Annotated in this window: 13 protein-coding genes and 1 pseudogene; 10 read left to right on the forward strand and 4 right to left on the reverse strand. The window is 49.7% G+C overall.

Features of this window, described 5'->3' with window-relative positions:
* Positions 1–1,152: type II toxin-antitoxin system HipA family toxin (locus ACN0R1_RS12150; protein WP_417583199.1), on the forward strand; the 1,152-nt coding region annotated here is incomplete at its 5' end.
* A gap of 845 nt (positions 1,153–1,997) precedes the next feature.
* On the forward strand, positions 1,998–2,390 hold the full coding sequence (locus ACN0R1_RS12155) for an antitoxin Xre/MbcA/ParS toxin-binding domain-containing protein (protein ID WP_417583201.1): 393 nt from the start codon (positions 1,998–2,000) through the stop codon (positions 2,388–2,390).
* Positions 2,391–2,833: 443 nt separating this feature from the next.
* Here the strand turns inward: ACN0R1_RS12155 and ACN0R1_RS12160 are convergent.
* Positions 2,834–3,583: pseudogene (locus ACN0R1_RS12160) on the reverse strand (IS30 family transposase); the annotation flags it as partial.
* A 566-nt stretch (positions 3,584–4,149) separates the two neighbouring features.
* Complete coding sequence (locus tag ACN0R1_RS12165) at positions 4,150–4,461, reverse strand: NINE protein (RefSeq protein WP_417583203.1); 312 nt, start codon at positions 4,459–4,461, stop codon at positions 4,150–4,152.
* A 278-nt stretch (positions 4,462–4,739) separates the two neighbouring features.
* On the opposite strand from ACN0R1_RS12165, the gene ACN0R1_RS12170 reads away from it, so the two are divergent.
* Entirely contained in the window at positions 4,740–6,065 is a 1,326-nt protein-coding gene (locus ACN0R1_RS12170) for a UvrD-helicase domain-containing protein (RefSeq protein ID WP_417583205.1), read from the forward strand.
* Here the strand turns inward: ACN0R1_RS12170 and ACN0R1_RS12175 are convergent.
* Entirely contained in the window at positions 6,050–6,610 is a 561-nt protein-coding gene (locus tag ACN0R1_RS12175) for a hypothetical protein (protein ID WP_417583207.1), read from the reverse strand. The genes ACN0R1_RS12170 and ACN0R1_RS12175 overlap by 16 nt on opposite strands.
* Positions 6,611–6,759: 149 nt before the next feature.
* Positions 6,760–7,371: a hypothetical protein gene (locus ACN0R1_RS12180; RefSeq protein WP_417583209.1), complete on the reverse strand. Its 612-nt coding sequence runs from the start codon at positions 7,369–7,371 to the stop codon at positions 6,760–6,762.
* Positions 7,372–7,798: 427 nt separating this feature from the next.
* On the opposite strand from ACN0R1_RS12180, the gene ACN0R1_RS12185 reads away from it, so the two are divergent.
* The 7 genes from ACN0R1_RS12185 (at position 7,799) to ACN0R1_RS12215 (ending at position 12,653) form a co-directional block, all read left to right on the forward strand.
* Positions 7,799–8,959 (forward strand): UvrD-helicase domain-containing protein, encoded by a 1,161-nt coding sequence (locus tag ACN0R1_RS12185; RefSeq protein WP_417583382.1) that lies wholly within the window; start codon positions 7,799–7,801, stop codon positions 8,957–8,959.
* A 400-nt stretch (positions 8,960–9,359) separates the two neighbouring features.
* A complete protein-coding gene (locus tag ACN0R1_RS12190) occupies positions 9,360–9,671 on the forward strand; it encodes a helix-turn-helix domain-containing protein (protein WP_417583211.1) in 312 nt (103 codons plus the stop codon).
* Positions 9,647–10,915, forward strand: coding sequence for a HipA domain-containing protein (locus tag ACN0R1_RS12195; protein ID WP_417583213.1), 1,269 nt, complete (start codon positions 9,647–9,649; stop codon positions 10,913–10,915). The genes ACN0R1_RS12190 and ACN0R1_RS12195 overlap by 25 nt, the downstream gene beginning before the upstream one ends.
* Before the next feature lie 104 nt (positions 10,916–11,019).
* Positions 11,020–11,271, forward strand: coding sequence for a helix-turn-helix domain-containing protein (locus ACN0R1_RS12200; protein WP_417583215.1), 252 nt, complete (start codon positions 11,020–11,022; stop codon positions 11,269–11,271).
* Between the two features lie 94 nt (positions 11,272–11,365).
* On the forward strand, positions 11,366–11,647 hold the full coding sequence (locus ACN0R1_RS12205; protein ID WP_417583217.1) for a hypothetical protein: 282 nt from the start codon (positions 11,366–11,368) through the stop codon (positions 11,645–11,647).
* A 288-nt stretch (positions 11,648–11,935) separates the two neighbouring features.
* Positions 11,936–12,151, forward strand: coding sequence for a hypothetical protein (locus ACN0R1_RS12210; RefSeq protein WP_417583219.1), 216 nt, complete (start codon positions 11,936–11,938; stop codon positions 12,149–12,151).
* Positions 12,152–12,236: 85 nt separating this feature from the next.
* Positions 12,237–12,653, forward strand: a complete 417-nt coding sequence (locus tag ACN0R1_RS12215) for an NIF family HAD-type phosphatase (RefSeq protein WP_417583221.1) — start codon at positions 12,237–12,239, stop codon at positions 12,651–12,653.
* Positions 12,654–12,678 lie beyond the last annotated feature (25 nt).

Raw genomic sequence — 12,678 nt, forward strand, 5'->3', positions numbered from 1 at the left:
ACCAACGTGGGTCATGACAGAACGCTATTTGCTTTTACAGATGGCTACATCAATGATGAATCGCGACCGGTGTTAGGGCTTGGCTTTAAAGATTCGCTGGGCGGCTTGCTGACTGATTTCAAACCAACCCAAACCCGATTGCTTCCATTTTTCTCTAATCTACTGCCAGAAGAAAGGATGCGCCACTACTTGGCAGAGCGTGCAGGCGTGAACCCGGCTCGGGAATTTTTTCTATTGTGGGCACTCGGACAAGACTTGCCAGGTGCGATCACAGTAGAGCCAGCCAATGGTGAAGTGCTCCCACCAAATTATCACAACGAAACGCAAGGTGATCCGAAACGTGAGGCACCCATGCGCTTTTCATTAGCGGGTGTGCAGTTGAAATTTTCCGCCGTGCAACAGACAAAGGGTGGTTTAACGATCCCGGCAACAGGTCAGGGCGGCTCATGGATCGTGAAATTGCCGTCGTCTCGATTCGAAGCTGTACCCGAAAATGAATATTCGATGATGGAATTGGCACGTATGCTGGGAATCGATGTGCCAGAGACCCAGCTGCTGCCGATTAATCAGATTGCCAATATCCCGGAAGGGATCGGACAGTTTGGTGAAAGTGCCTTTGTGATCAAGCGTTTTGATCGTGCGGATGGCCGTGCCATACATATTGAGGACTTTGCCCAGGTGTTTGGCGTATACCCTCACGACAAGTACCAAAAAGCCAGTATGCGTAATATTGCTCAGGTGCTGGGCATAGAAGGTCAAGATGAAGACATTGCCGAATTTACCCGCCGATTGGTCTTCAATACGCTCATAGGCAATGCGGATATGCACCTGAAAAATTGGTCGGTGATATACAAAGATAAGCACACAGCATCGATTGCCCCCGCGTATGACTTTGTTTCGACCGTACCCTATATCCCCGATGATAGCGCGGCCCTAAAGGTCAGCCGCAGTAAAAAGTTCAGCGACTTCACGTTAGATGAGTTATCACACTTGGCCGCGAAAGCCATGTTGCCGGAAAAGTGGGTGTTGGAAATAGCCAAGGAAACCGTTGCAGGCTTCAATGAAGTTTGGGCGAAAGAAAAAGCGCACTTGCCCCTGACCCAATCCATGATCGAGGCTATCGAGCGGCACCAGCGCAGCATACCAATTTGAAGGTAAGTGTGGCACGGAAGCAATATTTGGGGGAAAAGGGTGTCTCACTTTGGATGAAATCCAGCATGAGCTATAGGGTGACTATCGATCATGCAGCTTCAGGGAACAGCGAAAAAATCACGAGGACTCAAGTAAATCATGGCAGACCCGTTCGGGCATATCGATTCACTTCTAGGTAGCCCTGACCTGCCCTCGGCATTTAATCCAACCGGCTTCTAGTAATGTTGTTGGTTGTTGAGTCTATTTCCTGCTGCCGGAACGCAGATGCGAACTCCAGAGGGGTCTGATAGCCCAGTGATGAGTGCGGTCGTTGTTCATTCTACGAGAAGTTCGGTTTTCAGTACTTTGATGGTGAGGAGGACCGCATGTTTCTCAACATTAAGGATGTAATTGCGGCTTTTGACAATGTTTGACCCCGCACAGGGCAGCACTTCATACGGCAGTCAGAAGTACCTACACGGTGATGAGCAAAAATCGGAAACCCAGACTTTTTCAACACTGATCAGAGCGCACTGTTAAATGACAGTGGTGTTTACAAACGCTCTCTAAGAGCACAGAACTCTGACCATGATCTGCAAAGGTTGCTAATATGACAACATATTCGTGGGACAAAGTCTGGCGCAGCGTTAAGCACGGCTCAATCCACTTTGCTGCCATAGAAGGATGGTTGGCATTGAAGCAGGTATTCCACCTATTTTTTCGGTATATCAACCAGACTCTTGCTTACCAAACACCTTTGCAGCGGGACCAAGTTAAAACTGGTTCATCGTTCACGAACTCCCACCCGGCTCATCCAGCTGATTGGATCCAATTCAGGGGGAAGGCCACTTTGAAGAGCAAGAGCCATGAGTGAATCAACATTTACAGCTAACAGCCACATACCCCAGCAACAGCGTCATGCCGCATTGCTAGCAGTGTTAAACATATTAGAAAAATGGGGGTGCACCACAGAGGAGCAGATGGCACTGCTGGGAGTTGAAACCGAAGCCGTATTTGACGATTACCTACGCGACCCAGTTACGATAGATATTTCACTGGATACCATGGAAAGACTTTCATATCTGCTCAATATCCATGCACTGCTGAGAACACAGTTTTCAGATCCGGCTTCTGTCTATAGGTGGGTAAAGAAGCCAAACAGCGCCCCTTTCTTTGATGGCCGTAGCGCTATGGACGTGATGACTCAGGGTAAAGTCGCAGATCTATATGAAATAATGCAGAGATTGAGCTTAGATTAATGCATCTCGGCTTCAAGGCATCCACTCTGCTTGCCTGGCGTCAGTTCGGAAATCCTCTAAGCACTGCGCCCCTATGACATCATTTCAGTGATATCTAGGTATTAAGCCAAGGAATAATACATATGACCGCCATGGTGGTCGGCGCAGCCTGAACGAATGAGATCTGGTCACAACCTGCATACATCTGGAGAACAACTATGAAAGTCATGACCCCGCAAACCATTGAAGCTGTCAGCGATGTTGTCTGCGATCTTTGCGGTGGTAGCACCACAAAGGGGAACGGATATACACCTGAGTTTGCCACGCTGCTTCGCACTGTCCGCCTATATCCCCGCCCATTCGGAGGCGAGGGTTTACGCGGAATTTTGCTAAGCACGGATTCAACTTTAAAGTGCGACACCCGCCTTTGCAGCTTGAAGGTATTCACGAAACACAACCTCAGGCTACCTGAACCCGAGACACTTACGGGGCCTTAGATTTAACCTTTTCTCTACCTGGCAAAAATCCTCGTAAGTAACTAATAGCAGATCCGTACCTTTCGGGATGAAGTGACGTAGTAGACCGTTAAAATTTTCGTTCAGCACTCTCCATTGAGGAGTTAGGATGAGCAAAATAAAACCGTGCATTCAATGCCTTGGCGATTGTTTGGTACTCTACACACTCGCTTCCGTTGTCTGCCGTGATCGTATATACATGATCAGTATAAGGCTTGAACATGGCGACAACCGCTTCACTCAAGAATGTCGCTCGTGTGGACTCAACTCTACGTACCAGATACAAGGGGCTTTTGCGTTCAGCCAACGTCACCAAAGCACCGGTTCCGTGTTTACCCAGTACTGTATCAATTTCCCAGCCACCAAAGCGTGTCTGTGCATCCACAATAGCGGGACGCTCGTCGACCGAGAGCGGCAATATGGCAGTAGATCCATTCATGACTGACCGGTAGACCAATGAGTTTACCAATACCGCTGATTTGCTCAGGGCTACATAACCAAGAAAGCGTCATTTCAACATACCTTACGACCAGTTCTGACACGCGACGTTTGTGGGAGCTAGCACGGCGACGCAGGCTCTCTGATGCGCATTCTCTGGCTCGTACATGTTCTGGTCGCCGTTACGCTTAACTCCCAATAGGCAGTGGAGCGGTGGACCTTAACTGCTCTTGCGATCGCTGCGGGGGATAGCCCGCGAGATTAACAACGGAACCGCTATTCCCTACTACTAGCCCACACAGTTGTGTATGTATTACGGATACGTTGCGCACCACGTCTGTATGTGTAACTTGGCCGATTAGCCCACCACGTCTGTATGTGTAACTTGGCCGATTAGCCCACCACGTTTGTATTTGCAACTTGGCCGATTTGCCCACCAAGCCTGTATGGGCAGTATGAATATACTATCTTAAGCAAAGTCTCAAAATTGGAACTGCTGGTAGGGTAGAAAACAATGCGTAAACGCAATTAGGACCTTTACAGACCAGAAACGGCGGGCTATTCAGTCTGGTTCGATATTTTTCCTAGAGGGCAGTTGAATATCAAAAAACTACGAAAAGTTGTGGGCAGCACTCAGAGGACGTTGGTGGGCAATATACAGCTGCCGGTGGTGCGCAACATACAGATCCCAGTGGTGGGCAACATACAGATCCCGGTGGTGAGCTACACACAGGGAGTGGTGGGCAACATACAACTGGGCTGAATGCCCTATCATTGCTAACATTTCACCAAGAACAACCTATCAATACCGCAGAACCCTCAAACCTCTAACGATAAAGTTGCATAACTGGTTTCAAATCGTATACCTGTTGCCGGCGCTGTTGCACTACACGATGGATATAGACTAGATCCAGCAGACACCAAAGGGCTAGGGCGAAGATTAAGTATTCCCATTTGGATATCTCATTCACGAAAAAATACACCGCCGCCACGCCCAGAATGGTCATGATGACCGCTGAGGCCCAGTTTCCTAGATAATACCGATGAGCACCGACAACACCCGCCAGCAATAGCAGCATGTAAGCGATGCTTTCTCGACGTAACCTGTCTTCATTTTGGAATGCTAGGGTATCGCGCATGTTTCAATCCGGTGCTATTTGTATCAACGTTCCGAGTATTTGACCGTCTAGGCCACGCATCAAAAATACTGTTTATTTATACAGATAAAATACCAAAAAAACCAGATCACATCGTGCTGTTTCTATTCGAACTCGCGGACCCTTACGCTAATAACCATGGGTATAGTGAGCCTTGGATCCGTTGAAAAATGCCAAATTCAAAAAACAGCTCCCCGATGAACAACAACCTCTACGAATGATATTATCGGCGCTTTACAGCACGGATGAAGGGTTACCTTTTGGGATCAAAGCAGTTCACCGCCAAGCCAGGATTCTGGGCAAGTCTGTTTCTACCCCGAAAATGGAAACTAGCCTTCACACCCAAGATCCCTGACCGGCTAAGGCTTTCACTCAAACAGTCCACTGAACTGCCGTTCGCCACGATCACAGCCATTGCCACCCGTAAAGGTCTCCTCTGGTCAGCTATTGAGATTCGCTCTACAGGGCGCACAGACATCCTTGGAGGGCTAAGTAGCGAGGCGGCGGTTACCCTCTCTGAACAACTACTTTGCGCAATCAATCATTATCTGGTTTCCACGATAGAGAGCGACAAAGCGCAGCTGATTGAGATCGACGAAGCGATCCAGACGCTAACCCGGAGCGGACACCAGTACCTGGCCCTTGGTGACATCAATCAGACGATTGCTTCCGTATCCGGTAATGCAGCCAAAGCCATTGCCCACCCGTTGTTCGATATTGAGCGAGTGCCACAGGCAATTGTTCATCAGTTCCCGGCATCCCTATCCATGCTGGCCGATCGTGATGAGCGCCAGCGCTACAACTCAAGATTTATCGCATCAGAACTAACCCGCTACGATATGTTTTTCAGTGATCTTGATGGCCGCTCACTATCACAGGAACAGCGTGAAGCCTGTATTCGACTAGAAAACAACAATCTGCTCATCGCATCAGCAGGCTCCGGCAAGACGGCTACGATGGTAGGAAAGGTGGCCTATGTGTTGGATAAAGGGCTGTGCCGGCCGGAAGAGATCCTGGTACTGGCCTTTAATAATGATGCTGCCAAAGAACTCCGTGAACGTCTGGCAGAACAGCTCAAGGTAAACGCAGCTAACCTTGTTTGTCAGGTTTCAACCTTTCATGCGCTGGGTCGAAGTATCATTCAACAGGTTGAAGGAAAACCACCTCAACTGGCCAATTGGGTTGACCATCCTGCCGGCGAGTCCAAGCTTATCGACCAGATGATCAACGAATTGCGGCAGAGTAACCCTGTTTTTGAGAAGCTCTGGACACAACTATTGGTTCTCTATCCCAAGGCGGATGCTCCGGTTGAAGTATTTGATTCCGAGGAGGATTTTCGCCGGTATATCAGTGATCGTAATCGCCGTAACGGAGCAACTATCTCCACGCTGTCGGGTATTTATGTAAAATCCCTGCAAGAGCAACGCATTGCTAACTGGCTTTGGTTGAACTCTATACCTTTCGAGTACGAGCTTCAGATACCCATCGGAGAAAAGGGCGGTGAACGGCGTTATGATGAATACTCCGACGACTCATTTCGCTGTGCAAAATTGAATCGCGGTATCTTAGGTTACGCTGCGCTTTGAAGGGCGGGAGCCGTCCAAAGCAGAGATAACGTGGCCGGTATTCTCGGCTTGGAGTCGGGACTTTGGCCCGGCTCCAACTGATCAGCCTCACGGCCTCTCAGAAAAAATTTAGCGGCAATGTTGTAGGTTGCATTCAGGTCGCAGTTGTACACCTTGCCGTTTTTGAATCTACAGACAGAGTAGTTCCCGTTGACGCTTCGCGTCACCTCGCCGCTGCCGTCGCAGGCCCATTTACTGGTGCCGAGTGCAGGTACGAAGGCCATACGGCCTGAGTGCTCGCGCCACTTCCATTCAGTGAATTCGACAATTCGACGGTGAAGCCACGTGTGGAACTTCTTTCGAAGACCGTAACGAGGGCCTTTGGGGCGCCAGCCCTTCAGGTTCTCGAACACCAGGGTGGTCGCACCCAGTGAGGCGGCGAACTTGACAAGCTCTCGCGTCATCTGGTGGGCGCTGTTCTTGGCAATATTGAACCCTTTGCGATACCACTTGGCGGCGAAGCCGCGTGACATTCGCTTGGTCTTCTTGGCTGCCGTACGGATCATCGACAGTCGCTTGTGCAAACGGTCTATGTCACTGGGGCGGCGGATGAACCGCCGTCCCAGTACAGTGCCGTCTAAGCGCACAACCGAAGCCGTGATCGATGTGTTGATACCGAGGTCTACAGCGCAGACAACTTCTGCATTCTTGGGACTCAGGGTGATTGTTTGTTCGAACGGAACAGCGAGCGAGACTTGCTTATCCGTACCACCAGAAGTGGGGAGGCCCGCTTCTGGCTCACGTCAGCGGCACGCTTACCGGTCTTCTTGATTGGTACCGTTAGCCACACCCAGTCATTGTTTTTATACACCTTGATTTCAGCGAAGCTGAGATCGTCGGCGTACTTGATGCACTGGCCTTTGTACAGCGACGGGAAGCTGTTGCTGACCCCGAACGTCGGCGGGCGCTCATGCTTGTGCCGTCGATCAGTGGCGGTTTGCCACTGATCGTACCGGCTCAGAAACGAGCGCACCTGCCCTACAGCATCCATGATCGCAGAACGCCGAAGGTAGGACGGGAACTTGTAAAACACCCGCTGGAAGTAGGCGTAGCGCACCGACGGCCGATTGGTCGTCGGGTGTATAAGACCTTCCACCATCATGATCACGTCATTACCGGTCAGGACGCCGATATTCGGCCAGTGGGCCATGCAGACAGACGACAGGGCACGCACGTAACGCTGGTACAGCGTTATCGTGTCGCGTAGTGCCTGTCGGTCGTCTGCCACAGGGCGTAATGTCCATTTTTCGGTGCGGGTAATCTTCATTGTGGGTTCAGGCTAACATAGACGCCCAATGAGTAAAGGAGGGGCGGTCCCGCTAGACTAACGAGTCATTCCGCTACGCGAAATTGACTCGTAGAATGCGCGGGCAAATGTTCAACCAGATTTCTACTACCCACAGATAGACACCTATCACGAGCACTTTGCCATCAACAAGGATGGTACGTCGCCGTTTGAGAATTACGTCGAACACACAGAGCAGAAGCGAGAGGGATATTGCCAGGCCGGGATCAGTTTTTTTGAAACCAGCAGTGCCCAAGCCAATGATGATAGCTTACTAGAAGTCCTCGAAGCTCAGCTACGCAAACGTGGCCTTAAACCAACACCACGCAGTCCAGATCAAATCCTGAATGCGCTGGAGCCGGATGTCATACGGCGGTATCACAATCTGGTCAGAGTCTGCATAAAACATATTCGATCAGCACAACTGACATCGGATATGCTCCTAGAACGTGCAAAAGCTCTCTGGCATGAGGCACGAGCTGATCGTTTCGCACGCGCTGTCTGGTTGCTGACTGAAGCATACTCCAGCAAGCTGAATGAAGCACAGTGCATCGACTTTGAAGGCATGATTGGAAACGCCACTAAACTCATCGAGAATGGTCACTACTCAAGCCCATTCAAGTTAATTCTGATTGATGAATTTCAGGATATCTCCGAACCACGAGCAAACCTGATCAAAGCACTGCGCTCACAGCGCCCTTTTACCAAAGTATTTGCCGTTGGTGATGATTGGCAATCCATCTACCGGTTTGCCGGCTCTGATATAACTCTTTTCACTCAGTTCGCACAGCACTTTGGCTCTTGCTGGATTGGAAAACTCCAACAAACTTATCGATGCAACCAACTGATCGCAGAGGTGGCCGCTAACTTTGTGCAGCGGAATCCGGGGCAAATGAGTAAGGATGTTCAATCTCTCCGACCAAAGATTCCACGGTCGATTCGAGTGATCCCTGTGAAGGTCGAATGGGAGAAGCCCAGCATGGAAAGTGCCTGTCAGCAACTCCTCAATCGACTGAATGGATTTGCAGCAAGAATTGCCACGAAATGGCAATCGGAAACGAAGCCCAAACTCAGTGTGTTGGTGCTGTCACGATACAATATACAAAACCCGTATCGAAGCGGATCTTCTGAGTTTTCACATATTGAAGTCCGCAGCATGACCTTTCACCGCTCAAAAGGACTTGAAGCTGACTACACGGTCCTGCTGGACGTTAGCGAAGGCAATTTTGGTGTACCCAGCCGGATAGAGGATGATGAGCTGCTACAACTAGTAATCCCATCACCCGAAACCTTCCCCCATGCTGAAGAGAGACGACTATTTTACGTCGCCATCACTCGCGCTAGCAGAGGCGTGTACCTTCTGACGAACCAAAGTAAGCCATCAAGGTACATTAACGAGCTGAAACAGATTGGGGGAGAAGAAGTCAGCCTGGAAACCTTAGACGGCCACCCACTGCAAGAGTGCCCAGCCTGCACGAAAGGCTTTCTGGTGAGTCGCGTGGGGAAAGGAGGCAATACTTTCGAGGGGTGCAGCGAGTACCCAACATGCCAATACACTGCCAGTAATTAATCTGTAATTTCATATACGCTAGAGGTTTCCACCCCACCGAAGTAAGTCCTAAAGAGGGGGAACGTTGGCTATATGGTTGGAGAGGACGTAACCGATAATCCTGAACAAGCACCGGAGCTCGATCTGTTCTGATGCCGCAATTCGAGCCATTGTTGAGGAGAGGAGCTTGGCTTGGTTAGGACGGAAACGTGTGTTCAGCGCAAAGGGCTCAAGATGGACTCGTAGGACAGACCGTGTTGAATTCCCCTTGCTGCTAACATCAGTACTGAATATAACCAATCGGTTATTTTTTTATTCATCATACGCCAGCAAGTTATCTTTATAACCGATCGGTTACATTTTCATCAAAAGGTTCTGGTGTCCTATATACTATAACCGTACGGTTATTTTGGAGGACGGTATGAAGCTGCAAATCGAGAGCGTGGAGGACATCGGAACACTTGTCCGGCTTACACGTAAAGCCCAAGGGCTTCGTCAGGATGACTTGGGAGCCATGGCTGGGTGCAGTCACAAGTATGTGGTGGATGTCGAAAAGGGCAAAGCTACGATCCAAACCGGGCTCTTGCTGAAATTACTGGAAGAGCTGGGTATCGAGGTAACCGTTGATTTACCCGGTGATGCGTCCGATCTACTCAAGAATGCGCTGCTTTCTCCAGATACAGCTATTTCCAACCATAGGCGTGAAAAATGGCTGTCTCAGATCGCACGTTAGTGGTTTGGTCGAACCACACCAGAGTCGGCACACTTCGGGAGCATAACAACCTATGGGCTTTTGATTACGATCCAAAATGGACGATGTTTGACTTGTGCCCAATGCTGCCGCGTTCAGCAGGCAGCATTGAGGATGGATCGAGTAGGCGACCAATACAGTGGTTCTTCGATAATTTGCTCCCTGAAGAGGGCGCACGTGCGCTGCTGGCGGCAGATGCACAAATTAGTGAGGCTGATGCCTTTGGACTTCTCTCTCACTTCGGCGCTGAGTCAGCAGGTGCGCTGACCCTTTTAGGCCCTGAAGAGACTCCCGGCCATGGAGGACGACATCCGCTTTCATGTGAGGACCTTTCAGCCCGTATCAAAGCCCTTCCGGATGTCCCGCTGTCTCAGGGTGGGAGTAAGCGTATGTCACTGGCTGGTGCCCAGCATAAGCTGCCCATCATTTTCGATAACGGGGAACTGTTTGAGCCTGATGCCGCTGAGCCGTCTACCCATATTCTGAAACCCGATCACTGCAAACCTAACCAGTATCCGCATAGTGCCATTAATGAATTTGTGATGATGAAGCTGGCGCGTGCCGCAGGGCTTATCGTGCCGGAGGTCAATCTGATTCGCGTACCGGAACCTGCCTACCTGGTAATGCGTTTCGATCGATCATTTGAAGGCGATGTGGCGAAGCGGATGCATGTCATTGATGCTTGCCAGCTGTTGTCTCTGGACAGAACATTCAAGTACACGCAGTGTTTGCCGGAAACGCTTACGGCGATAGTGGAGCAGTGTCGAACCAAGGCGTTAACGAGGAAATTGTTGTTCGATTGGTTTGTGTTCTGTCTATTAATTGGTAACACCGATAGCCATCTCAAGAACCTGTCGTTCTATATGTCGCCAGAAGGAGTGGTTCTGACCCCACATTATGACCTGCTCTGTACGGCGGTGTATGAGCCTGAGAATGGTTGGTTGAATACAAGACTGGAGTGGAAGATTGGCTCGGTGAGGACTTTAGGGGAGGTGAGTCCCGCCTATCTGGCAGAACTGGGTCGTGTTCTCAAAGTCCCTCCACGCTTACAAAAGCAAACAGTTAGTCATATGATCAAAGCAGTTCAGCAGCAGCTCCCCGTGATCTATGAAGAAGTCGAGGCAACCCCGTGTCCGGCAGGGGTCAGTAGGGAAGGCGAATTGCGTTTGCTCCAGCAGATACGGCACGGAGTGGTAGCAGATATGGCAGCACGATTGGCAGTCTGACGTGTGCTCGATACTTTTTTGTCATTCCGGCATCTATTTCGTTATTAACTCGGCCATTTAGTGCGCTGGTATCGGTCGTTTATTAAAAATAGAGAGTTACCACTATGAGCTCACTCGTGTTCAACAGCATTTTTGATGCAGTGACCAACGACCCTGAAGAGGCGTCAGAGCTGCAAAGCCGGTCTGACCTGATGATCATAATTCGCTCTATCGTTGAAGAGAAGGGTTGGACACAGGAAGAGGCAGCCGATCATCTGGGACTAACTCAACCGAGTGTTAACGACCTGCTCAGTGGCAAGATCGATAATTTCTCTATTGATGCTCTGATGGCCTGTTGGTCCGGAGTTGGTTTGTGATTCAAGCCCGAATCTAGAATTTACTAACTTGCAGCGCCGGTCCAGCCAAGTCTGCGACTGAGTCAAAAGTCGACTTCAATTGAGGAAAATGATCATGAGAGTCATAGCTAAGAAGGTTTGTGATGTGGTTGAGGATGTTCGCTGTGATGTCTGTGGTGCCAGTACGTCAAATAATAGCGCTCATGAGCCTGAGTTTGGTGTTCTTCAGGCTGATTGGGGGTATGGTTCCCAGCATGACGGAGAGCAGTACGAGCTGCACCTGTGTGAAACTTGTTTTTTCTCGGCTTTGGCAACACTTAAGGCAGAGCGTAGTGCGTGCCACATGCTAGATGACGACTCAGAAAAAGATGGGGTCGATGATTTTGGCCGTGTGTAGCTGCCATCCGGTAAGTTGAAGCACAACCACCTCCCTGGACCTTTCCGGTGAATCGCCTTAGCGACTATTATTATGTGCAACAGGCCCACGAAGAAAATGCTGGTCCAATGACAAGAGCTCATTCAGGGGAGAAGGTATCTGTAGTCGATTAATTGGGGGGAAGCGCTAAACTATCCAGTCTGAGGCAGCGAAAATGAACTTCAAGAGACCTGTGAGGGCTTGAAGCCACTAGCTAGGGTGAGGGAACATCGGATTGACTGGTGCCCTATTCAATCTAAATGAAAAATAATGAATGTGAATAAATACACCTCCTCTTCTGAGTCGAAGACTCCATTGGGTAATGATAATAACCAGCAGTTTGCAGTGATAGATCACGACGGCATACAAGGCTACGCAGAAACCGCTTATTTGATGGCTAACCCCAAAAATGCAGAACGCTTGCTGCAAGCTATAGCTCGTCTAAAGGCTGGCGAATACATAGATAGACAGCTGGTTGTAAAATGAGATTGTTTTAACATGTCCCCCTGTGCTTTGCTGATGTGAGTAGATTTCCCATTAGGCATCAAGAAGGATTTTAGGGATACTGAAGATGAATAGGCCGTTGTTGTGTCTGGACTTAGAAGGCACTCTGATCAGCAATGCAGTGAGTCAGATTCCAAGGCCGGGTTTGCACGAGTTCCTATCTACAGTTGGTGAAATGTGCGATTTGCTCATTTATACAAGTGTCAGCGAAGAACGTGTTACCTCAATACAGAGCCTACTTGTAGCTGAAGGAGTCGTGCCTGAATGGTTTGCGGATCTAGCGGTCATGGTATCCACGGGCAACCTGAAGCCAAAGTCTTGCTGCGGAAGGGACCGGGCCTTTCTGTTAGATGATCAACCTTCGGTCATTGTGCCGGGGGAGGAGAGCTGGTGGATTGCCATTCCTGAGTATCTGCCCCCATATTCCGAAACTGACCAAGCATTTAAGGCTGTACTTGATGTTATTTCTCAGCGTGTGCTTTAGCAATAATTGCACTATCCTGATGTCT

This window comes from Nitrincola sp. (genome assembly GCF_048264025.1).
Taxonomy (GTDB): domain Bacteria; phylum Pseudomonadota; class Gammaproteobacteria; order Pseudomonadales; family Balneatricaceae; genus Nitrincola.

Coding starts and splice junctions, on each gene's coding strand:
- ACN0R1_RS12215 (WP_417583221.1), top strand. CDS start 12,237: ATGAATAGGCCGTTGTTGTGTCTGGACTTAGAAGGCACTCTGATCAGC.
- ACN0R1_RS12175 (WP_417583207.1), bottom strand. CDS start 6,610: ATGATCCGTACGGCAGCCAAGAAGACCAAGCGAATGTCACGCGGCTTC.
- ACN0R1_RS12155 (WP_417583201.1), top strand. CDS start 1,998: ATGAGTGAATCAACATTTACAGCTAACAGCCACATACCCCAGCAACAG.
- ACN0R1_RS12200 (WP_417583215.1), top strand. CDS start 11,020: ATGAGCTCACTCGTGTTCAACAGCATTTTTGATGCAGTGACCAACGAC.
- ACN0R1_RS12210 (WP_417583219.1), top strand. CDS start 11,936: ATGAATGTGAATAAATACACCTCCTCTTCTGAGTCGAAGACTCCATTG.
- ACN0R1_RS12180 (WP_417583209.1), bottom strand. CDS start 7,371: ATGAAGATTACCCGCACCGAAAAATGGACATTACGCCCTGTGGCAGAC.
- ACN0R1_RS12205 (WP_417583217.1), top strand. CDS start 11,366: ATGAGAGTCATAGCTAAGAAGGTTTGTGATGTGGTTGAGGATGTTCGC.
- ACN0R1_RS12195 (WP_417583213.1), top strand. CDS start 9,647: ATGGCTGTCTCAGATCGCACGTTAGTGGTTTGGTCGAACCACACCAGA.
- ACN0R1_RS12190 (WP_417583211.1), top strand. CDS start 9,360: ATGAAGCTGCAAATCGAGAGCGTGGAGGACATCGGAACACTTGTCCGG.
- ACN0R1_RS12165 (WP_417583203.1), bottom strand. CDS start 4,461: ATGCGCGATACCCTAGCATTCCAAAATGAAGACAGGTTACGTCGAGAA.